This is a genomic window from Vibrio agarivorans, from assembly GCF_030409635.1.
Lineage (GTDB): Bacteria > Pseudomonadota > Gammaproteobacteria > Enterobacterales > Vibrionaceae > Vibrio > Vibrio agarivorans.
On sequence record NZ_JAUFQF010000001.1, the window covers coordinates 946039 to 968273 of the forward strand.

At 44.0% G+C, this 22235-nt stretch carries 22 protein-coding genes; 7 read left to right on the forward strand and 15 right to left on the reverse strand.

Annotation, left to right across the window (positions count from 1 at the left end):
• Window positions 1-37: 37 nt before the first annotated feature.
• Window positions 38-709: a hypothetical protein gene (locus QWZ05_RS04120; protein WP_264876607.1), complete on the forward strand. Its 672-nt coding sequence runs from the start codon at window positions 38-40 to the stop codon at window positions 707-709.
• A 718-nt stretch (window positions 710-1427) separates the two neighbouring features.
• On the opposite strand, the gene QWZ05_RS04125 is transcribed toward QWZ05_RS04120, so the two are convergent.
• From QWZ05_RS04125 to QWZ05_RS04135, 3 genes are all read right to left on the reverse strand, one after another.
• Entirely contained in the window at window positions 1428-4505 is a 3078-nt protein-coding gene (locus tag QWZ05_RS04125) for an efflux RND transporter permease subunit (RefSeq protein ID WP_290296712.1), read from the reverse strand.
• A gap of 290 nt (window positions 4506-4795) precedes the next feature.
• Window positions 4796-6067: a phosphatase PAP2 family protein gene (locus QWZ05_RS04130; protein ID WP_264876609.1), complete on the reverse strand. Its 1272-nt coding sequence runs from the start codon at window positions 6065-6067 to the stop codon at window positions 4796-4798.
• A gap of 228 nt (window positions 6068-6295) precedes the next feature.
• Window positions 6296-7384 (reverse strand): MFS transporter, encoded by a 1089-nt coding sequence (locus tag QWZ05_RS04135; RefSeq protein ID WP_290296714.1) that lies wholly within the window; start codon window positions 7382-7384, stop codon window positions 6296-6298.
• A 68-nt stretch (window positions 7385-7452) separates the two neighbouring features.
• Here QWZ05_RS04135 and QWZ05_RS04140 point away from each other — a divergent pair, with 68 nt between their 5' ends.
• Entirely contained in the window at window positions 7453-8664 is a 1212-nt protein-coding gene (locus QWZ05_RS04140; protein ID WP_290296716.1) for an IS256 family transposase, read from the forward strand.
• 262 nt (window positions 8665-8926) lie between these two features.
• On the opposite strand, the gene QWZ05_RS04145 is transcribed toward QWZ05_RS04140, so the two are convergent.
• The 9 genes from QWZ05_RS04145 to QWZ05_RS04185 all read right to left on the reverse strand — a co-directional run bounded on the left by QWZ05_RS04145 (window position 8927) and on the right by QWZ05_RS04185 (window position 15959).
• Window positions 8927-9331, reverse strand: a complete 405-nt coding sequence (locus tag QWZ05_RS04145; RefSeq protein WP_264876612.1) for a YMGG-like glycine zipper-containing protein — start codon at window positions 9329-9331, stop codon at window positions 8927-8929.
• 221 nt (window positions 9332-9552) lie between these two features.
• Window positions 9553-10191 carry a pyroglutamyl-peptidase I gene (gene pcp, locus QWZ05_RS04150; RefSeq protein ID WP_290296718.1) on the reverse strand — a complete coding sequence of 213 codons (639 nt, stop codon included), beginning with the start codon at window positions 10189-10191 and terminating at the stop codon, window positions 9553-9555.
• Between the two features lie 217 nt (window positions 10192-10408).
• Window positions 10409-11338, reverse strand: coding sequence for a hypothetical protein (locus QWZ05_RS04155; RefSeq protein ID WP_290296719.1), 930 nt, complete (start codon window positions 11336-11338; stop codon window positions 10409-10411).
• A gap of 80 nt (window positions 11339-11418) precedes the next feature.
• A complete protein-coding gene (locus tag QWZ05_RS04160; protein WP_264876615.1) occupies window positions 11419-12012 on the reverse strand; it encodes a hypothetical protein in 594 nt (197 codons plus the stop codon).
• 377 nt (window positions 12013-12389) lie between these two features.
• Window positions 12390-12995 carry a hypothetical protein gene (locus tag QWZ05_RS04165; RefSeq protein ID WP_264876616.1) on the reverse strand — a complete coding sequence of 202 codons (606 nt, stop codon included), beginning with the start codon at window positions 12993-12995 and terminating at the stop codon, window positions 12390-12392.
• A 138-nt stretch (window positions 12996-13133) separates the two neighbouring features.
• Window positions 13134-13445 (reverse strand): nucleoside triphosphate pyrophosphohydrolase, encoded by a 312-nt coding sequence (locus tag QWZ05_RS04170; RefSeq protein ID WP_264876617.1) that lies wholly within the window; start codon window positions 13443-13445, stop codon window positions 13134-13136.
• A 9-nt stretch (window positions 13446-13454) separates the two neighbouring features.
• Complete coding sequence (locus QWZ05_RS04175; RefSeq protein ID WP_290296722.1) at window positions 13455-14558, reverse strand: HNH endonuclease domain-containing protein; 1104 nt, start codon at window positions 14556-14558, stop codon at window positions 13455-13457.
• Between the two features lie 220 nt (window positions 14559-14778).
• On the reverse strand, window positions 14779-15099 hold the full coding sequence (locus tag QWZ05_RS04180) for a hypothetical protein (protein ID WP_264876619.1): 321 nt from the start codon (window positions 15097-15099) through the stop codon (window positions 14779-14781).
• The gene (locus QWZ05_RS04185) at window positions 15096-15959 is read right to left on the reverse strand and encodes a helix-turn-helix domain-containing protein (protein WP_290296725.1); all 864 of its coding nucleotides are present in this window, start codon (window positions 15957-15959) and stop codon (window positions 15096-15098) included. Before QWZ05_RS04185 ends, QWZ05_RS04180 begins: the two co-directional genes overlap by 4 nt.
• Before the next feature lie 270 nt (window positions 15960-16229).
• Here QWZ05_RS04185 and QWZ05_RS04190 point away from each other — a divergent pair, with 270 nt between their 5' ends.
• The 5 genes from QWZ05_RS04190 to QWZ05_RS04210 all read left to right on the forward strand — a co-directional run bounded on the left by QWZ05_RS04190 (window position 16230) and on the right by QWZ05_RS04210 (window position 18598).
• The gene (locus QWZ05_RS04190) at window positions 16230-16535 is read left to right on the forward strand and encodes a hypothetical protein (protein WP_290296727.1); all 306 of its coding nucleotides are present in this window, start codon (window positions 16230-16232) and stop codon (window positions 16533-16535) included.
• The gene (locus QWZ05_RS04195; RefSeq protein WP_290296729.1) at window positions 16532-16957 is read left to right on the forward strand and encodes an N-acetylmuramoyl-L-alanine amidase; all 426 of its coding nucleotides are present in this window, start codon (window positions 16532-16534) and stop codon (window positions 16955-16957) included. The genes QWZ05_RS04190 and QWZ05_RS04195 overlap by 4 nt, the downstream gene beginning before the upstream one ends.
• A 15-nt stretch (window positions 16958-16972) precedes the next feature.
• The gene (locus QWZ05_RS04200; protein ID WP_290296732.1) at window positions 16973-17317 is read left to right on the forward strand and encodes a hypothetical protein; all 345 of its coding nucleotides are present in this window, start codon (window positions 16973-16975) and stop codon (window positions 17315-17317) included.
• Window positions 17318-17466: 149 nt separating this feature from the next.
• Entirely contained in the window at window positions 17467-18123 is a 657-nt protein-coding gene (locus tag QWZ05_RS04205) for a cold-shock protein (RefSeq protein ID WP_290296733.1), read from the forward strand.
• Between the two features lie 190 nt (window positions 18124-18313).
• A complete protein-coding gene (locus tag QWZ05_RS04210) occupies window positions 18314-18598 on the forward strand; it encodes a GIY-YIG nuclease family protein (RefSeq protein WP_290296735.1) in 285 nt (94 codons plus the stop codon).
• A gap of 126 nt (window positions 18599-18724) precedes the next feature.
• Here the strand turns inward: QWZ05_RS04210 and QWZ05_RS04215 are convergent, their stop codons facing one another.
• The 3 genes from QWZ05_RS04215 to QWZ05_RS04225 all read right to left on the reverse strand — a co-directional run bounded on the left by QWZ05_RS04215 (window position 18725) and on the right by QWZ05_RS04225 (window position 22224).
• The gene (locus QWZ05_RS04215; RefSeq protein WP_290296737.1) at window positions 18725-19072 is read right to left on the reverse strand and encodes a hypothetical protein; all 348 of its coding nucleotides are present in this window, start codon (window positions 19070-19072) and stop codon (window positions 18725-18727) included.
• 66 nt (window positions 19073-19138) lie between these two features.
• Entirely contained in the window at window positions 19139-20647 is a 1509-nt protein-coding gene (locus QWZ05_RS04220; protein ID WP_290296739.1) for a restriction endonuclease subunit S, read from the reverse strand.
• Window positions 20647-22224: an N-6 DNA methylase gene (locus QWZ05_RS04225; protein ID WP_290296741.1), complete on the reverse strand. Its 1578-nt coding sequence runs from the start codon at window positions 22222-22224 to the stop codon at window positions 20647-20649. The genes QWZ05_RS04220 and QWZ05_RS04225 overlap by 1 nt, the downstream gene beginning before the upstream one ends.
• Window positions 22225-22235: the final 11 nt, after the last annotated feature.

The following is a 22235-nucleotide window of genomic DNA, read 5'->3' on the forward strand; positions in this document are numbered from 1 at the left end:
TACTGCGAATCGAAACAACAATATTTTGGAGTTCAGTATGAAAAAATTGGTATTGGCAGTAATTATGGCAAGCGCATTTGGTACGGCGGTAGCAAATGAACAAGAAGCAGACTCAGTGAACTACGGTGATCCAACCGCTAGCTTTAGCACGCTAGGTGTCAGTGCAAGCAAAGACACTACACAACTTAACGGCATGATGGGGCTTGGTAGCAACATATTCCAAGTTGACTTGGGCTTTGACAATAAATCTGGTGATGTTAACTATCGTGGTCGGTATTTCCATGTGACAGATGGACTGGGTTACTCTGTTGATGTTCTGGGGGATAAAAACAGTACGACCGCACTGGCGGGTGCTATCTATAAATTCCAAGTGACAGACAACATCATGTTATTTCCCATGGGTTCAGTCGGTTACACAAAATCGAAAGACTCAATCAGTTCAGTAAAATCTGAATCCGCTTTGGGACAAGTAGGCCTTTACGGCATGTATGGGTTTGATGCCGGTCACTGGATCTATGCTAACCCGAAAGCAACCTACCATGCACAAAGTAAAGAGTGGCTACCTCAAGTTGAAATTGGTGGTGGTTACATGCTGTTCAATAATGCGTCTATTGGTGCAAAAGTTGAGTATACGGGAGAATCATCTAAAAAAGGCCTATCCGTTAAGGAAGATACTGTCGGGTGGCTGCAAGCGAACTACTACTTCTAGACTGGCTACCAACGTCTATCATCGCCAACGCACCAGCGTTGGCTTTTTTTTGTGCAAATAACCTGACAATTCGCTATCACGCAAACCAGTTTCGAATTACCAATTAACACAACCTATTTCTCCGCTGCTCGACCAGTTATTTCTACCATTCCCACATTTATCCCTATTCCAAAGACAACTTAAAAAGCGGTTGTCCCCACTACTTACAATTCAAACGTTACTAAACTTAAATTGTTATTAGATTCTAACAACCCTTCAACGCGATTAATGACTTGCGCGTTGTTATAGTTAAATAGAAACGCACCAATAAATCGGAATATCTATACAATTACGATGAACGATGAAGCATCTATATCGACAAGATGATATGCGACGACCTGTCTTAAAGCCAACATCTCGACATCCAAGTCAGACAAGCCTTCCTGGTGTAAAAAAGGACATAAGTTAGGTTAAAATTGGATGCTTCAACGCAACATTGAACGCATTTTAGGTGATGAAGGAATGGGAGGAACGTGAAGTTTCAAGCAAGAAGGAATTTTGAATTAGAGTGAAAAGCGTCCTCTTCCTGTATGACGCATTCAATTGGTTTGTTCTTACGCGTATCGAGTCAGTACAGATACGATGACCGCTGACCAAAGCAGTGTGCTAGTGATGAATAAGTAAGTGATGTAGCGAGACATTTCTCTCATAGTTTTCTCCTAAAGATAGTGATAAGTGATTAAACGTCTTCAAGTTGAATAACTTGAAGACCTGGGGAGCGACGAAACTCCCGAATAGACTGAAAAATGACAAATAAGACACAGGCTGCGATGCAACCTAAGAATGTTGCAGTTACGATGCCACCAAAAGATGCCCATCCTAGTGCTTGCTGAGCACCACTACCAATAGCATCAGCGAGCATAAGGGGCACGAGGCCTACTGCAAATGAAAAGGCCGTCATAAATACCGCACGACATCTCAGGCGCATCGCTTCCACGGCTGCTTGTTTGATAGGTAATGCATTAACCTCTCGCAATTCTTTTGCATACTCGACAATTAAAATTGCGTTACGAACCGCCATGCCGACTAATAGGACTGCGGCGAGCTGTGTGAATATTGTGATTTCTGCGCCAAGTAACTCAACACCAGCAATAATTCCTATCACCGCGGTAGGCACCATGGTCATGATCGCAGCGGGAATCAACCAGCTTTCATATTGCCCCACTAAAACTAAATAAGTGATCAACAGTGCTAACGCCAAAATCATGGTCGCTTGATTGCCTGCTTCAATCTCTTCTTTCGCTGTACCGGTGAACTCTATTGAGTAACCATCAGGAAGTGTCATAGACTGAAGGTCACTGATCACCGCCCCGGTGGACTGCGACGGTATGACATCTATCGAGACAGATTGCATCCCATTGAATCGGTTAAGGAAATTAGGCACTGAAATAGTTTCAATCGCAAATAGCTTGCTTGCTGGTTGGCTTTGCCCGTTTCCATAGTTGATATAAACATGATTGAGAGCATCTTTATCAAGACGATGCTCCGGCGCATTTTGCATCATCACCTTATAATTTCGACCGTGAAGGTTAAATGTATTGACATATTGGCCACCAAAATGCGTTTGCATCCCTGCCGTTAAATCGGCATAGCTGATACCGTACTCGAGCAACTTTTGACGATTTACATTCAGCTTCAACGAAGGCTTATTTACCGCAAATTGAGTCATCGCGATATCAATCGAATCCTTTTCATTGAGCTGAGACAAAATTTGCTGAGTATCTCTACCTAACTCTTCTGCTGAACGTGCTTGGTGATCAATAAGCACCATGCTCACGCCATCGACCATACCTAGCTCTGGGATCACAGGTGGTTTAAATGCGAAGCCTTCTATTCCCATTTTTTGCAGAGTTTTATTCGCGACTTCAGTAATTTGCTCATCCGACATCTTTCGCTCAGAAATCTCATCCAAATTTAATAAGATCAGAAAACTGCTCATATCAGCGGTATTGTTTAATAGGTTGAAGCCCGACGCTGCGATAGAGTTTTTTACTCCTGGGATATTCTGAAAGGCATCGACCAACTCAAGTGCGTGTTCGTCAGTGACATCCAATGCTGTACCAGGGCCAAAACCACCCACGACAAAAATAGCGCTTGTGTCTTCGGCGGGAAGCATACCTTGGGGTAGCTCTCGGCCATGATCTATTGCCACCCATACACCGGCCGCCAACAGCAACAAAGAGAGCAACGGGAAACGCACAAAGCCTTTCGTGATAGTCGTAAATCCACTGATCTTAAATCCAATCAGTCGTTCGACTTGTCGAGCGATAAAGCCTTTGCTGGGTGGTTTCATAAATAAAGCACAAAGCGCTGGCGTTAAGCTCAGTGCAACAACCGTTGAAACGAGCACTGAAACACTAAGTACGACGCCAAACTCACTGTAGATAATTCCTGTCATCCCATCCATAAAAATGGTTGGCGCAAACACAGACAGCAGCACCAGTGCCGATGCAATAATAGGAGCCACCACTTTATCTAGTGCGATACCCACTGCCTCTGTCACAGAGAGTTGTTGGTTATGGTGCAGCTCATGCTCCGCAGCCTCAATGACAATAATGGCAGCATCGACAACAATACCAATGGCCATGACAAGGCCCAACATTGAGATAATGTTGATATCGATACCTAAGGCATACATAAAGGCAAACGTGCCTACTAGCGAGACAGGTATCGCCGTAACCGTAATTAACGTTAAACGAATAGATTGCATGAAGATTAATGTCACCAACCCAACAATCACAACTGCCAATAACAAGGTTTCGACTACGTTATCAATAGCGCCGCGAACGAAACTCGTTGCGTCGTAAACATAGTCTATCTGGAATTCAGAGTTGGATGAATCAATCAACTTTGCCACAGCAGTTCCAACCTCGACGGCATTGGCATCCGGTGTTTTATAGATAAACACTACAGAGCCATTATTGACACCAGCATAAGCATTCGCGGTATAGACCTCGGCGCCGAGTTCAACTTTGGCAACATCCTTTAAGTAGATTTTCTTCTGTAGTGCTTCACCACGAATGACAATTTGTTCAAATTGCTCGGTCGTGGTCAGCCCACCGTCCACGGTCAAAGGGTACTCAATCAAATTCCCGATTAGCGACCCTGCTGGGCTAATTTTATTCTGCGTTGAGATGGCATTTTGAATACTATTGACATCTACGGAGTAGCGACGCATTTGTGTCGGGTCTAACCAAATTCTCATCGCATACTTTTTTTCCCCGAGAACATCAACTTTCGAAACGCCAGGAATACGCTGAAGCGCTTCTTTGAACGAACCACCAGCAAACGCGCTTATTTCAGTATCGTGTGCTTTAGCACTGGGATCTTGAATAGATAAGCCGATAAGCATGCCATTCGACATTTTTTCAACTTTAACGCCGTTTCGCATAACATCACCGGGCAATTCCGGCATCGCTAGGTTGACGCGGTTTTGAACAAGCGTAACGGCATTGTCTGCATCCGTTCCATTGTCAAACACCACCTCAAGTGAATAAGTGCCGTCAGATCCTGATGTAGATTTCATATACTGCATTCCCGCCACACCATTGACCTGTTTCTCAATTTCAGGCGCGATGGTTTTGGTGATCACCTCTGCGGTTGCACCATCCATCCAGGTATCAACGGTAATCGTGAGAGGGGCAACATCGGGATATCGACCCATTGGAGATAGATAAGCGGAAACTAAACCAGCGATAGATATAAAAATTGATATGACGATGGCAAGTTTGGGTCTTTTTATAAAAAACTTAAACATGCTGATCTCCTAATAGGTAATGAATACGCGCACGATAAACCACAGTCCCTCACTATCCAATTTAGGAACTATGAATAATGCTAATAGGTCGAGTTATCGAAATTACCTAGGCTTTCCAGCTAAATGATGCTGGCTCTAAATGCTAATTTTACACCTTAACGCTGCGCCTTTGAGTCAATCATGCTGCTCTCCTCCCATGGGCTGCGGCGTTTTTTGATTCATGATTTTAAAATATACAAAGCCCTCTTTAGCTATCCACCAAAGAGGGCTTAAAATTATAAATCAGTTACTTAAAATCTATTTGCTATGCTCAACAATACCGATTTTGTGGTGTAGTCAATTTGCTGACTTTTCCAATTCGAATCTTGATGTTGATATTTAACACTAATATCCCACTCTTTATTTAAGTCGTAACTTACCCCCGCTTCCGCGACTAATACGCTATCACTTTTCAAACGATGGTACTGAACATTAGCGAATGTGTGCAGATCATCGATGACTTCATAATCTAAGTGAGTATTGATTCCTGGCAACACACTCACGCTTGACGTCTTCGTATGCTGGCCACCATTCTGCTTATCCAGTTCAAGCTCAAGCAAATATCCGGAAGCTCCAGCACCAATGCTAGCCGTTAATTTATCGGTAAGTTTGAATGCTTGATTGTAAGAGCCGCCGACAGACCACTGACGAAACGCAAGATAAATATCATCTCCCGATTCGTATTGCTTACCATTATATTCAAATGAATCTGTAAGTTGCCCGTATCGACGCGTTTCATTCGGAGACAGAGTAAACTCTAAGAATGCATCGTCTTGCAACTGATAAGTGTACGTCATTGAAGCAAAAGGCTGAGCTTCATCGATAAGTTTGTCTCCTGGTAGCCCTGCCTTTTTTAGACTGTCGACAGAATTGAACCCTATATCAAGCTCTAAGCGGTGATTTAATGGGCCAGACGTGCGTTGTTCGTAAGCGCTTCGTTGCTGCTTAGAGAAAAATTCATTCGCTAAACTGACGCCAAATGAGACACCATCTTTGGTTGGTACTGCTGTGAACGCCATGTTTTCTGAAGCATAAGGCGAAATTAGATATTGGTTAACAAAGAAAGAAATACCCGCAGCCGCGAGTACATCATCTGCGTGGTGGCGGCGTCCATGCATACGACTCAAGCCAACAAATGAGGCGGCTGCGTAAGCCGGAATTCCCCATGCAGAACCATATCGACTTTGTAAAAACGCAGCCCCTGAAAATGCGGCAGCCGTATGACCTGATGGAAACGACATGCGACTACTGTCATTGGGGCGAGAGCGACCAACGATGTTTTTTGTACCATGAACAATCACCTGAGTCGCACCGACTGATAATGCTAGCTGCTTTGCTCCTTGAGGATCATCATGTAACCACGCAGCAAACAGACCAGTAACAGGAATAAGGATTTGAAGATGGTCTCCGGCTTCAACATACTCATCATTGACTGAGGTGTTGATGGCATTATTGCCCGCAAATGCAGGTGATAACGCTGCAATACAAAGAAGTGGACTAAGTAACTTTAATTTCGTTTTCATTGTGCTGACCTTAATTATGTAACTAATTATTTCAGCGGCAATACTAGAGAGAAATTAGTGATACTTGAAAATTGGTACTATCGGTTTTGTTAATAGGTGGAGCGAAGTTAGCTATTGTGCCCCAAGCGCTAGAGCACAATAACACCCTAATTAGATGGGAAAAACTGAGGTTTGTATCATCAAAAGATTGAGAGCACTGCTCCTGATGCACGCAATAGTGACAGAGCCTCAAACCGCACGCCTGACGGGCATAATAGAAACAATTAACAGATATGTGATGCCCAGAAATAACAATATTTCTGGCAGCACCCACCCAGGAACTAACACCATTGGGCCTAGAGCGGCACCTAAGGTCTGCGCAGCTAACGTAAAACGAATCACCACCTTAGCGTAACGTCCACTAGCTAACGTTCCCATGACCAGAGGTACGATTAAATTCCACAATAGCTGAAACAAACAGGTCGCAGCGATAAAGCTGTACATATTGTCGCCTGTCAGCATGGTAGAGACGACAAAACATTGCAGGCCAATCGCAGCGGTTAATATAAGGGGCTTCTTTCGATGCACAATTGACAACGTTGCCAAGATCGCGCCAGCCACACTAAATAAGGTGCCAACAGCAAACAGTGTTCCTTGGTCCCTTAGCTCAACATGATGAGTCGTCGCATAGCCACTCAACGTTGACCAAACCGCAGAGTGGGTCAACATGACCATTGCAATGGCACCTAAGCTGATACTAACCACACCATAATCGACTGGTTGTGAATTCTGCTCATTATCTTCTCCATCAACCCACATAGGTTTGAGCAAGAGTGTCGCACCAACCAGGGCGCCCAGAGCAAGAAAAAAGCTCCCTGAGCCCACATGCTCCATTAGGTTTGGCAACAATAAAAATAGCATTGCTGTGGTAAGCATTTGGATAGCAATAGCCCTGCCAAACGCAGCATCTGGGTTCTCTTCTCGCCCCAGCACCTCATAACTTCTGACTACAACCAACCCCGCGCAGACCCCAGCTATCGCTCTAAGGATAAAAAATAGGCTGACATCGGTAATCACGGCACTACAAATGTGGCAAAGACAAAGCAAAAGAAGGGCAGTGTTGTCATTGATTTTTATATGATAACGCGCGCAAAAAAAGTTAATTGCGCATGCAATAGCGAAACCCAGCAGTTCTGTTGTCGCTAAATAACCTAGTGTCACCGAAGAAATCTCTAGGTGTAAATCTATCGCAGAAAGATAGGAAGGAAGAATAGAGAAAACGCTGGCAGCTATGGCAAGTTTAATGCTCGCTGATAACCAGTAAGGAAGAAAAAACACGAAATGAGACTGTCCTAAATTCTGTGTAACTGTCTAAACTTAAAGCCTTAATGGCTAAGGATAGGCACATGGATAAGAAAGCACTTGAAGCTTTTGCTAAAGAAGCTGCAAAGGGAATTAAAACTCCCGATGACTTAACTGAGTTCAGCCAGATGCTCAAAAAGATCACTGTTGAGGCGGCGCTCAACGCTGAAATGGAAGAGCATCTTGGCTACGAAAAGCACAAACCCTCAAAATCCCAAAATAGCCGTAATGGAAAGAGCACCAAGCGTGTAAAAACAGAAGACGGCGAATTTGAACTCGATACCCCTCGCGACCGTCTTGGTTCTTTTGACCCCAAGTTAGTCAAAAAGCATCAAACACGATTTACCTCTATGGATGACAAGATCTTGTGGCTCTATGCGCAGGGCATGAGCACACGCGATATAGTGAATGCTTTTGACGAGTGGTACGGAGCAGAGATATCACCCAGCCTAGTTTCGCGCGTCACACATGCAGTGATGGAGGAAATCGTGGAGTGGCAATCTAGACCGCTTGATGCCATCTATCCTATCGTTTACCTCGACTGCATTGTGGTCAAAATCCGCCAAGACAAACGCATTATCAATAAATCGATCTTCCTTGCTTTAGGCATTAACACCGATGGTCAGAAAGAACTCATGGGCATGTGGATAGCCGAAAATGAGGGGGCTAAGTTTTGGCTGAGCGTTCTAACCGAACTCAATCAACGTGGCGTTGAAGATATTCTTATCGCTTGTGTCGATGGCTTGAAGGGTTTTCCCGATGCGATCAACACCGTCTTCCCGCAAACACATATTCAGCTTTGCATCGTCCATATGGTGCGGAACTCATTGAAGTATGTGTCTTGGAAGGACTACAAGGCGGTCACAGCCGACCTGAAGCGAGTGTATCGCTCTGCTACCGAAGATGAGGCTCTACTTGAACTGGAGCGCTTTGGTGAAGTCTGGGATAGCCAGTATCCGCAAATCTCCAAGTCTTGGCGCAATCACTGGCAAAATCTCAACACCCTTTTTAGCTACCCAGAAGATATTCGTAGAGCAATTTACACGACCAATGCAATTGAGTCCCTCAATAGCGTGATCCGCAAGGCACTTAAAAAGCGTAAGATCTTCCCGAATGATGAGGCCGCAACCAAAATGGTATATCTAGCAATCAAAGACGCCAGTAAGAAATGGACAATGCCTATTCAAAACTGGCGCCAAGCTATGAGTCGGTTTATTATCGAGTTCGAGGAACGCCTGGAGAAACACATTAACTAAACGGCAGTTACACAGAATCTGTTACAGCCTCCACGAAATGAACACAACCTTTTTGCTACATTTTAATAACAGTAACGCACAAATATCATTAATGAAAGTGCCTCTGTTGATACTCCTTTATCCCGTCATCCTAGTTTCGGTCACTGGACTTGCAAAACATATCGAAAATAATCTTTGAATGAATAAGTCAAATAGGAAACTTTTCCTCACTCTGAGACTAAAGCTAGCAGAAGGCCTCCTTGCCTTTTTCTCATCTCAAACATCATCCCCATGCATCATTCAGAAGCTCATCGGCGATTTCATCCTCAACCACACTATCAATGATTTCTCGCTCTACAATGGCTTCATCAAGGGAACGATCGATTTCATCATCAATGTAAGCGTCTTCTATATCTCGCATATCCCGTCTGCAACGCTCACGTTTTTCGACGCCATCAATCAAGCCATCTACCGCACCGGCAACCGCGCCAATGGCAGCGCCTCGTTGAGCCCCTTCCTTACCATCGACAATCGCCCCAAGACCTGCACCTGCAACGCCTCCCACAATGCCGCCTTCTAAACTATCCCCTACTATATGGTCACAGTAATCATCATAGCGAGAGTTCGCATGTGACTGGCACGCTATAACACTTAAACATGATATTAAAATTGGTATTGCCACTTTCATAACTTTCTCCATCAACTCATCTTAATGAGCTAATATGTCATGAGAGTATCGTTCATAATAATCAGGAAGTATCGACTTTACCGATAGTTTAAGGCCTGAGTGTTAGGCATAACATTGATGGAATAATGTTAATATGCGACAAAAGAATAGAATACTGTTGACCTAATAAAAATAAACAAGCGTTAAGAAGATAAGTGTTGCTGACTTCATCAATTTGACAGTTAGCAAATCTGCCCACCACCAATACGAATATCCTCTGGACAATCTATCGCGACCTGCGCCAACAAACGCAGTCCCGCAACAATCCTATCCAACGTCATTGTTGGCTGATTACCCTGCCTGTCCTGCTCAGGAAGAAGCGGTATATGCACAAAGCCATGAGGTACGCCCATACCAGACAAATGATGTTGAATACCATAAAACAAATGGTTGCACACAAATGTACCTGCGGTATTTGACACCTCACAAAGAATGTCGTTTTCTTGAAGTGCCTTGGTCATGGCTTTAATTGGAAGAGTAGAGAAATAAGCATCAGGCCCACCTTCAACAATGCACTCATCAATAGGCTGATTCCCCATATTGTCAGGAATACGAAAGTCATCAATATTAATGGCGACACGCTCTGGTGTAATCGCTGCCCGCCCAGCAGCTTGCCCTACCGTAATCACCACATCCGGTTTATGAGCTTCAATTGCCGCTGCAACCGTTTTTATCGATTCATAGCGAACAACGGGCACCTCACAAACAACAATCACACCGCCATTGATTTTGGTTTGATCAAGACAGCGAACCGCCTCAAGTGCTGGGTTTATAGTTTCTCCACCAAAAGGTTCGAAGCCTGTGATGAGTACTTTTTTCATTGGTTGCTTAAGAGAATATAGAGTGATAGAAACAGATGTTATCCCAACACCCAAAATGATGCTCTACAAATAGTGACTTACGATTGCCCTAATCCGATTGTGGTGTCGTTTATCCAACACTATGAATCCCCAGCTGAACTGTACTTTCAACCTATGAATTCCAAAATTACCTGTTCTTTGATTGTAACGTTTAAGGAATAAGTTAATTCTGAGCGCGTTACTCATGCCCTCTTCTGACATTGCTCTCTGCATCAATCAAACAACAATTCCCATCTTCATCTAGATTGTAGACCCGCAAAGTCTGAGCTATATCGGGATAGCGCCAAATTTCTACCCTAACCCCTGTCTCATCATAGTGAGACAAAATGGAGTCCTCATTTGGCTTGAGGCTCGCCATCAACTTATCGTATCGCTCAATCAAAGCATCTGAATATCCTAACCCAAGACGCCATATCGTCCCCATGGGTTCAGGCGAAAAACCATTCACTTGTTCTAAAGCCTGCGATAGTGCAGCCGCACAATTGAACGATTCATGCTTCGATAGCCCATCCACCAATAAAGCATGAGAAGCGCCATACAAATAGGCACTTAGATCCTCGATTCGACTGGACTTGATAGTGAGCACTTCAGACACAATAACGTGATACAACGCTTTATCACACGCACTGTCTAAATCTAGTTGAGTTAATAACGGGGCTAAATATTCAATTGCGACTCTCTTTAACTCTTGTGCGCGATTAGTATTTGCGGTCGCTCGTTCACCGCGAGGCAAATTGCAGTATAACCAATGATCAATCCCAAACGAATCAGCACCTTCAACTACTGCATGACCGACAGATATTCCGTCACACTCAAACCCGAAGCTATGGTTATGTGTTTCTGCCGTTACCCACTCTTGAACATAAAGGCCAAGATCAAAAAGGGGTACCATACGTGCCGTTTCAACCTTGGGATATTGCCGTTCAAACGCCTCAAGCAACTCAATCTGCAATTTTTGACTCTTAGACTTGGGCACTGAACGATACCTACGTAAATCTTGATAAATCGAGATTTCAAGTAGAATACGATACTCATTGAGAGAAATATTTGGGTAAGAGGGCTCAACAGTTTCAGCAACGAAGTCACAAAGTTCGACTTTTTTCTTCAAGGCTATCTCCTAAAGATGAATTGTATACCGAGCAAATATATTTGAACGGGTTGTTTATTGACTCACGATAGCTATTGCCGCTACCGGTCACTTTCAGCTTGCTGATATTGACGATACAACTCAGCATAAGCGAACATAAACGCCGCTAAATCCGCGATGGTTTCACAATCGCATAAATGCCCAGGTACCTCCTCTGGCTCCACAACTAAGTTCGCCTTGCTCGGCTCTTTCACTGCTCGTATCCCAAATAGTGATTCGAGATCGAATTGTAAAAACATAAACATAATTAAACCGCGATCCGAAATACCTCCAACCACATTGCCATCGTCATCCTGCCCACACCCAATCCGTCCATAAGTGACCTCCTCAAACGGTAAATCCAGTTCTTGTGCCCAAACATAACGCTCGACATCATCCACTAACCCGCTTTCTCTCGTTAGCAAGCTGGCATCGATGTTATAGTAGAACGCGAAAAAATCGATAAGATACGTTTCCAATCGTTTCACGTCCGTCACTTGCGTAAATCGAATCAAGGGGCATTTCTGCTGGAGTTCCTCATCGGTTAAATCCAGACCATCATAGCCAATATATGGCACGCAAGGGCGGGGGCGGCTCACTTTGAGATACTCTTCTTTTCCTTTGTGATCTGGCTGTGGGGGAATTGTATTAGACATAAGCTGCTCCATAATCAATACCGTTTGCTGAGGTGCATTATGCGATACCTAAATGCGCCGTGTAAGTCGGTATTTTGTGTGCATGTCGTGTAAATAGACATGCCATCAATTAATCACTTACGTGTCCGCATTACCAACCTATTCAAACGAATTCAAGGCAAACCGACAAGACTTGCGTAGTACTTAACGATGTACAACACCAACGATAGCTTTACCGTTTGTACTATCTATGAAGCGAGGCTAAGCGCCAGTATCACCGATTGGACCATCCGTGTATCGTGCTAGAAGAATTGCAGAGCCATTTAATTTAGCTGGGAAGGGGCCATAACATACGCAAAATTACTTACTAATCTGTTATCGCCTTATGAATCTACTCACTAAGTTCTTTCACGACTAGCTATAGGCTTGCCAAAGACTTCATCAAATGCAAGCTCTGCGAGCACTCTCACTTTCTGAGAACTCCCATTCATGTTATGAACAATAACCATCCATTGACTATTATCATTGCTCTCATCAAGGTTTAATCCATTATTTTCATCTACCTTTAAACAAGCAGCCCAAAACGGTTCATAAAAGCCTTTGTTTGCATTCTCTGGTTTACTTAAATAATTCCTTTTCCTGTGTTCATAGTCTTCTTTGTAGCGTCGATTAAATAAGTGACTTTGAAGCCGCTTTTTCGTTGTTCTGCATTCACCCCGATAAATAGCTTTAAGACCCTCTACCGTTGTTAAAAGGCAGTTATTCCCATCGATTTCTGCATCAGTGAAAATTATATAGAACCCTTCACCTGATAAAACCTCGTTAAGAGCAGACGCGCTTGTAATAATATGCTTCTCAATTTTCACTTCGTTGGGGAATTTGTTTGGTACATTGCCATCCACATAGATAGCCTGAAATGCATCTACAAACTTATTTTTCACCTGCTGATTCACGACTTCAACAGCACGTTCAATATCTTCCTTCATTGATTTAACATCGTACATACTCACCTCTATAAAATTCCACCAACACTTGTGTTCGACAGCTGATAAAAATACTACGTTCTCATCAACATGAAACGTCATCTAATGACCCTAAAACTAACCATTAGTTGTTAGTTGATTGCACCTTGAATCCTTCCTTCACTCATTCCCCATCCAATACACCCCATCGTCAAACCCACCATTAGCATTGCGTTTGCGTTCCGCTATCGCAAGAAAGTCCTCTAATGCATAACCTTTGACCTTCGCCAGAGCAATAATCACTTCATACATATCTGCCAATTCTTCCACTGCTTTAGCTGTATCGGTTTCAGATTGGTACTCTTGCAATTCTTCAACTAGCTTTGCATCTAGCGCGTCAACTAATTCAGTATCTTCGAGCGTCTTTATGCGTGGCGTTTTTCCACTCTCGCGGATGATTTGTGGAATATTATCCCTCACTATTTTTGCCATGATGCTGTCCTATCTGTTGGCTCGCCAGTGACCATTGAATCCTTGTAATACTGCCATTTCAATCAATGATTCAACCGTTGTCTTAAGTTTCTTTTCAACATTATCTTTGTGCATTGAAAGTTCAGTTTCTGAACATTGTAGTCCCATCATCCAGTCTTCAATTACTGCTTTCTTCTTATTTGCTTGAGCAAAGGCAATAAAATGCATTTGAGCATCAACAAACGATCGTAAGTAGTGATCAGACGGAATTGAATTGTTCTTAGCGCTGTTCACGCTTGATGTAATCGGAATTAGATTCCAATGCTGATCATGGCCGACGTAACTCCAAGGTACAAAGTGATCGAGTTCATAATTGTCTACCTCAATAGGGTCACCCGTAAACAAACACTTTAAACCGTGCTGCTTAATGTACTCATCCCAAATTTTACGTTGCTTAGTCAATGATTCACGCTTTAGAGGTGCAGAAATTTTGTTAGGAATTGCCGGAGTATTTGGATTTCGAGTTTGCAAGTAGCGAATGAACTCTAATTCAGCCCAGCTTTTTACGATGTAGTAATTTCGCTTTAAGTAACTGGCCCATGTTGGATGTACGATCACAGCTTTGGGAGTCGGTACGCCATCTATCTTATAAATCGGCTTATCTAGATCAAAACGTTCATTTGATAGGTGCGCTATTTTTTTATTTACGCTGTTCTCACAAGAGCTTTTCAGGCTGTGTTCTAGAAATGGCCTAATGAGGCGATACACCACATATTGGCTGAGTTTCTTCGTTACCTTATCATCACAGTGTTCATCAATTTGAGCTTTAGCCAAAGCAAGTTGTTTCTTGGCACTACCATCAGAAAGAAGTGAACCACAACCTACCTCATCCAAAATCGAAGCTGTCTTGTCCAAAACACCAAAACTCAGTAGAAAATACTTTGTCGGATACAAAGACATCAACAGCATCTCTTTGACAATTACTTTAACGTCAATCACCACTTCCTGCGTATCTTCTGCATGTTCCAACTGCTTTATTAAAGCCATGAAAAACAGGTATTTATACGAGTTAGTTGTACTCTTAAACAGTGAGGTCAACGCACCTATATTGAGCAGTTTGTGTTGGGGCAGCATATAAAGAACCTATCAGCAAAAACTATCAATCCAACATGTCTCCAAAGTTGAATTAATGCTTTGTTTTTATTGGTTTAATAACTTACCAAACACTAACACGACCCTACTCGTTTCTCTAGATTAAATCCCTATACAACAAAGGGATTACAGAAAATTGTGATTTTGCCCATTCATTAGAATGTCATCGCCAAACCACTCAGCGATGACACCTCCCCCTAACCTACAACTCCCCTTTCCAAGCTGTCACTAACTCACGCATAATCAACTGCCGCTTTGGGGCTTTATCACAAAACACATAGCTCTTCCCACCGCAGGGTAAATAACTGATCTTCACAGGATTGATGGAGTTCGCGTTATGGATCATTGCTTTTAACGTGACATGTGAGGCGATATTCAAGCTCTTCATGAGCTGTTTATCGGTTCTTGGGTTGGGAAAGGCACGGCATAACTCATCCAGTATCTCTCGATGTCGGCCTGATGTGCCGGTGATCATTTGGCGTAGAACCTGTTGTGCTTCTTTTCGGGTAAATGCGACTCTCATGATACTTTACTCCCCCTTCCAGCTTTAACGATCGCTGCTATTCGAGCCTCAATTGGGTGTTTTGTCGGCTTTTTAATATACTCTTCGCGACAGATGTCAGAAATGGACTTTGGTACGGCTTTCGGTTTTGGTTTTGCTCGCTGATTTGCAGTGTAGGCACTGGACGGTGCCTTGTGAGCATCAGAGCGCTGATTGCGCACAGGCGGTGTCGGTTTGGTTTGAGACCCTTGCGCTCGGTGAGCGCGATATAACCAATGGTTCACAAAGTAGCGTATCGATTTTGCAGACTTTCGTTTTTCAGGATGAAGCATCAACCACTGGCGAATAGATTCAAGCTCATGAAGAATATCTATCGTCGGGTATTCCTGCTCTAGTGATTCAACGAAATCTCGCCCGACTCCAACCTCTCCGTCTAGGCTCGATAGTGTGGTGACCACCGTGTCACTGTGACCTAGTATATGATTTAATTCAGTATATTTATTATTATTTTTATTTGAAGTACTGATTATGTCGGTCACTCTGTCATCCTTGTGAGTCGTTTTGAGAGCCTCTTCATGACTCTCTGACACACTGCTATTTGGCTTGATGTATCGTTCTAGATTGAGTTGATACAGGTTGCTCGATTGCACACCCTGTTTATCAAAACGATTGGTTTTGGTGAGAATGCCCATCTCAAACAAAATTGTTAGATGTCGCTGAACAGTGCGAATTGAAATGTCACATTCACGTGCCAAGCAGTGGTGCGATGGATAACACGCACCGCGTTGGTCCGCTTTGCTCGCGAGTTGTATCAAAATGAGTTTGGTGATGGGAGAGCCTGTTGAGACTTGTGTTGACTGGAGGAGCAGTTGAATTGCCATAACGAAATTCGGTTCCTTTGCTATTATATCGCCTATATGGATACAACACTTCTGCCAAAGTGAAATAGTGAACACGCGATGTTTTCACTACTGATATTATTATTTCCAATGGCACCTGAAACATTTATGTAACAATACATAATTCTGTCGTGAAAAGTGATAACCGCCTCTAAAAATATGCATACTTATGCTTATTATCATTTCTCTTCGATTTCACCTTGCCCTTTCTCTGTTAACTTGCCCGCTCTGAATCACTCATGAGGAGGCGTTTTGGTATTAGGGTATTTAAGCTCTCTGTATTGGGGAAAGCGCTGCAGCGCCATTCCCTACTCACTCGATGACGAAACCATAATTTGGCTCTCTATCAAGGCAGGTAAGCAAGAGCCACTCGGGTATAGCGTATTTTACGTTTTTTATGTTCAACCAACGCAACAGCATGTTCAGGCGCTGCTTCAATCACTCAATCAATCACACCTTAAGGAATGTGAACAGACAGGCGAAGAAGTGCTTATGACAGCGCTTGAGAGATTCGAATCATACCTATTGGCTCTTATTGCACAGGAGGTAACATCATGAAACGCATCACCATTCACTGCACCGCAACACCCGCGACCATGCAAGTGACAGCCGATAAAATTCGCCAGTGGCATCTGGCAAGGGGTTGGTCAGACATTGGTTATCACTGGGTGATTGGCCGCGACGGCAAGGTAGAGACTGGCCGTTCAATGCAACGCACTGGCGCGCATGTTCGTGGGCATAACCGAGACAATATTGGCATCTGCTTAGTCGGTGGGGTGTCTAAAGAGTTCGAGCCAGAAGATAATTTCACCCCTGAGCAATTCAAAGCATTAGCAACGCTCATACACACTTTGCGCCATTGTTACGACATTGCCCTTGATAAGGTACAAGGGCATCACTTTTATCATCCCCACAAAGCATGCCCATGCTTTGATGTGAACGCCTTTCTTAACACCTCCCCTTCCCTTAACAACGATTAACTTAAGGATGTGACTTTGACCATTTGGCAACGAATCTTTGGCTCTTCTGAGCTGCTCAATCAAGGCCTAAACACCATAACCAAAACAGGAGATGCGATGTTTTTTACTGATGAAGAGAAGGCACAATACAAGCTGTCACTCCTCAAGGCTTATGAGCCGTTCAAGCTGGTTCAACGTTCGATTGTATTGCTGTTCACCGTGCCTTATGTGTTGCTGCACTCGATTGTGGTGTTAGGGTGCATGCACGGTTATGACTGGAAGCCGATCAGCGAGATGATCAATGAGGCATTTGGGTATCCGGTGCTGGCGGCGGTGGGGTTGTATTTGAGTGGTGGGGTGTTGCTGCGTAAGCGTACGTAAAAAGACTAACATTGAACAAAGGCACAATTACGAAGGCTACTTAAAATTGAGTAGCCTATCGCTAAAAAACCAACTAAGTCACTGTTTAGTAAAAACTTAACCTTTAATATGTTATAAGAAATCCAATAATCATAAGCCAAGGAAGCGATATGAAGGGTATAGTTAAATCCTACAACAAGGATAAAAAGTATGGGTTTATCAACGGTAAGGACGGAAAGAGCTATTTCTTTCACATAAGTGATGTGCCTCATAACCAACACTCTCAAGTAGACAATGGGTGCCATCTAGACTTCGACCCAACGCCCACCAGCAAAGGGGATGCTGCAAAGAAAATCCACGTTGTTAACACTTTTCCCGCCCTCTATTTACCAGAGCTTCAAGTCTTAAGAAACAAACAACCTAAAGGGGTTTTACTGCACACCGAATCGGGACGAACACGCTTTTTTAGAAGCCCTGACGATGCCAAAAACCGCTTGGTCGCAATCGCCAAAAATGCTGGAGCGAACCTGGTGCATGATGTCAGGCTCAACAAAAGCACTTGGAGTGAAGGAAACTACAAATACTCCATGTTTCAGGCAATCGGAAAAATCAGCGTCTGTGCATTTGAAAATAAAGTCTTCAATCAACGTGAAGCCGATGCAATCACCGAGAGTGTGAAAGCGAATGCTTTGCAAATTCACACCAAGACTAAAATGGCGCTGACAGAAGAGTATGGCGAACTCGAAAGGCAGGGAAGCCAGAGCTTCACTGGTGTTTTCTTCTTTATCGCATTTATTGTCACTGCGTTCTTAATCGCTTATGCGTGAGTGAATAGCTGCGCTGGTGAACTGGACTGTCCTTTGGTTCTGGTGAGAAAAGGCACAGCTGCGGGTTACCAGAAATTAGGGTTCCCCTTGTTAGGTAGTCCAACTAAGCCATTGTTTAATAATGGTTAAACACTATAGCTTAATTGGACTGTCCTTTTGTTTTCTCTCGTTCCATTAATTAGAACCTCGCATGATATTCGCTAATGCAGGTAAAATAAGAATATTCATTATTCCTATTTTACACATTATCGCTTTGTTGAGGAGGTGTTGTAATTACCGTCAACGTATTCGCAACCACTTGATCACCAAGCACGAAAAAACGGGCTCCAAACTCCAAAACATCAAGCAAGCAGTGAGCGGTGGCTGTCAAGTAAGCGTCTCGTTCATCTCGATTGAACCAGAATCACTGCGCAATACGATTGAAGAAGAGCTAATCAAGAAATATAGCCCTGAATGGAACAAGGTCGGGAGATAAGTTAGCCAATTAAGACTCGAGACACAAAGAGAGTACAAGACTGCCCTCCCCCTTTATCGCCAAACTCATGTGATCGAACAAGTCAAAACAAGGGGGAGCTGGAGGGGGTTGCGAGCGCCCAAGCCCCTACTTCTGATTAAACCCAACATTAAATTGCTGAGCGAATGACAAGCACTCATTGCTGATATTGTCTTGGGCTCTGGCGGCGGCTTCCCACATCTCGACCTTCTCCGAGAAAAAATCAGAATAAAGAAAATTGCCGTACTCTTTTTCGCCGTGATTTAACACCCCTTCAATCATGAACTCAGTGACATAGAGCCCACGCTCTTCACACACAGTGGTTAAGCCGATTAGGGATGCCATGGCATTGATAGCAGAATTGTCTACGCCAATAATGTAAGACACTTGTGGGTCTTCGGCTTGAGCTACACTCGCAACCAAAGACACACAAAGTAGAGGTAAGGAAAATCGCATTGGATAACCGTTTGTTGAGAAGTTAGAAAAACGGCACACCCAAACGCTTAGGCATGCCAATGCAAATCACGCACTTGCCGCGTTCTTCGCAGCACGCTTCTTGGCCGCTTCGGCTTTTTTAGCGGCTTTGGCGAGAGCTTCAGCCTCTTTGCGTGCCTCGGCAATGCGCTCTAGCAGTTTGTCGGCGGGCTCATCGGTTGGGTCTTGTTCCACCAATTCACCACGGAAGGCTTTTGCCAAGATGCTTTGGGTGAGATTGTCTACTCGCGCCTGCGCTTTTTTTACTTGTGTTTCGATGGTGTCAGCGAAAGCGAAGTATTGGTCGACTAGGCGAACGATTTCTTTTTGTTCTTCTACGAGTGGAAGCAATACCGTCATTTGATATTGCGCACTGATTGAAATAAAATCTCTTGTTGTCTGCGTCTTAACCTTGTTTACTTGGTTCTTGTATTGTTGAGATCGTAAATATATAGCCAAGTATCGCGGAAGAACGAATGCCTGGTTTAGCCGATAATAGGTTGTCTGTGGGCTAAGTATACATTCTCTGTCAGTTACCGAAACACGACCAACACTTCCTTTATGTGAATAAATTACATCCTGTGGTTCTGCAAACCCTACTTTTATTTTAGATAGTGGCTCTCCTTTCAGTTTAGGTGCACCTTCAAAATCAATATGCCCTTTATCGTTCATTTGTGCTGCAGTTATAAATGGGATTCCATCATCAACGAACTCTGCAGACTTCGGGTGATTTGCACCATGATTCCCATCTTTAACATCACTTATAACAGCAAGTTTCAGCAATCTAGCTACTGACTCTACACACCACTGTTCTGGTATTTCTTGCTTAAGCAGATCTTCATCAATAGAAACATTATCTGGAACACCCCGGCGAGTTTTTGCATTTGGCTGTAAGGAGAGTATTGGTTGTATCTTTCCCGACAACCAACGCGTTCTAAAACCTTCCGTCAACTTCCCCGACACCGCAGACGCAAGCACAGATTGGCGGAAGCGTTTTAGGAAATCTGGAATGCCATCTAGGCGGGCTTTGATGGTGTCGACCTGTGCCAATACCTCATCGAGTTTTTCAACGATGCGTTTCTGTTCGGCTAGTGGGGGAAAACACACATCAATACTTTCGATTCCCGAAGCAGAAATATTTGGCTGCGCTCCACCATATGCGATATCAAGTATTGTCGGAGAAAGATACTTAATCAAATGATTGCGAAATCCAAGATCACTTAATTCAGGTGCATTGAGCTTTAAATTACCGACTCGTTGATTCTGATATGCGGGTGTACTTCCCCCATAAACACCTATCTTACCTGTTGTCGCACCCGACATTGCAACTAAGAGGTCTCCTTTGGCAATTTCAAATTCTGATACTGCAAGCTCAGTTGGAACATGATTTGCTTTTTCATCAGAGGCAACAGTGCCATTGATATCGGAGATTCGAATGACAGGAACCGTCATATTAGATGGCTCGCTATAGTCTTTACTCTTAAAGGCAAAACCATTTCTCAGGTGAATATAGCCACCTAGTTTGGCACTAGCCCAACCCTTCGGCAATTCACTCATTACTCAGCCTCCGGCTTTTCAGCCAAGCCAAACGCTTCTTCAAGTAGCTGCTTTTGCCCTTGTGCTTCATCATTCGCGCCGAGTGCTTGCATCAGTTGGTAAATTTCAGACATGGCTTCGGTCAGCTCTGCCATGGCTTCCCCTGCTAGTACTTCTGGCTCTGGCAGGTTTTCTGCGCTGGTGGCTTCGAGATCTTTTAGCCAAGAGATATCTAGGCTGTCACCTTTTTGGTCACGAATGTAGTCACGGCTGAATTTGCGAAAACGCGCATTTTCGATGACGTATTCTACCGCTTCTTCACCTTCAGCAAAGATGTTGCCTAGGGTTTCGTAAACACCTTCCTCACGAGGTGATTGGCCGTTTTTGTCTGCGCCATACGCATTGATGAATGCTTCAAAGTGCTTTTCTGTCAGTGGGGTACGTTTACCAAAGCTGTTCATGTTGGTACGCATATCGAATACCCATGTCTCTTTAGTGCAATCCTTGTCTTGAGTTGGGTTCTCTGGCGTGCCTTTTTGGAAGAACAGCACATTGGTTTTCACGCCCTGTGCGTAGAAGATACCTGTTGGCAAACGCAGGATTGTGTGCAGGTTACACTTGTCCATTAAATCTTGGCGAATACGCGTACCCGCGCCTGATTCAAACAACACATTATCAGGAATAACGACAGCGGCACGGCCGCCCGGTTTCAAGTTGGTGTAGATGTGCTGCATAAACGCCAACTGCTTGTTTTGCGTCATGTGAGTGAACTCACGGCTCACGCCAGCACCCTTTGCGCTACCGAATGGAGGGTTGGTAAGAATGACGTCTGCCGCTTCTAGGTTTTCACCATCACCACTTAGGGTGTTACCGAGCGCGATTGGGCCTTCGCTATCTTCTTTGCCTTCAATGTCGTGTAGTAAACAGTTCATCAGTGCAAGACGGCGTGTTCCTGAGACCAACTCGATGCCTTGGAAAGCGCGGCGTTGTTGGAACTCTTGCTGTGGCGTGGTGAGATCTTCGTGATCATCGGTTTCTTCTTTGATAAAGCGGTCTGCTGAAATCAAGAAGCCTGCTGTGCCTGAGGCTGGGTCTTGAATCACTTCGCCATGTTGCGGCTGAATAAGCGCGGTCATGGTGTCAATCAAAGGACGTGGTGTGAAGTATTGCCCTGCTCCAGATTTCGTTTCGCCCGCGTTCTTCTCTAGCAAGCCTTCATACATGTCACCAAAGTCTTCACGGCTTGAACCATACCAATCCAGCTTATCCATGCCATCAATCAGCTCTTGTAGGTGCTTTGGCTTATCAATATTGGTGTTCACGTTGGCAAAAATCGCGCGCACAATCGAGTGCTCATCATCCCCAAGCTCTACCAGCATCTTGCGGTAAAATTGCAACTGGTCGAGTCCGTTTTTCGCCTTCAAATCGCCCCAACGCATCCCCTGTGGCAACAGCTCGCGTTTGTCTTCCAGCTCGTCACACATTTTGATGAACAGCAGTGACGCAAGCTCAGTAACGTAATCTTGATAGGTGATGCCGTCATCACGCAATACGTTACACAGGTTCCACAGTTTTCCGACGATTTCATTAGTATTCATTCTTTCTTCCT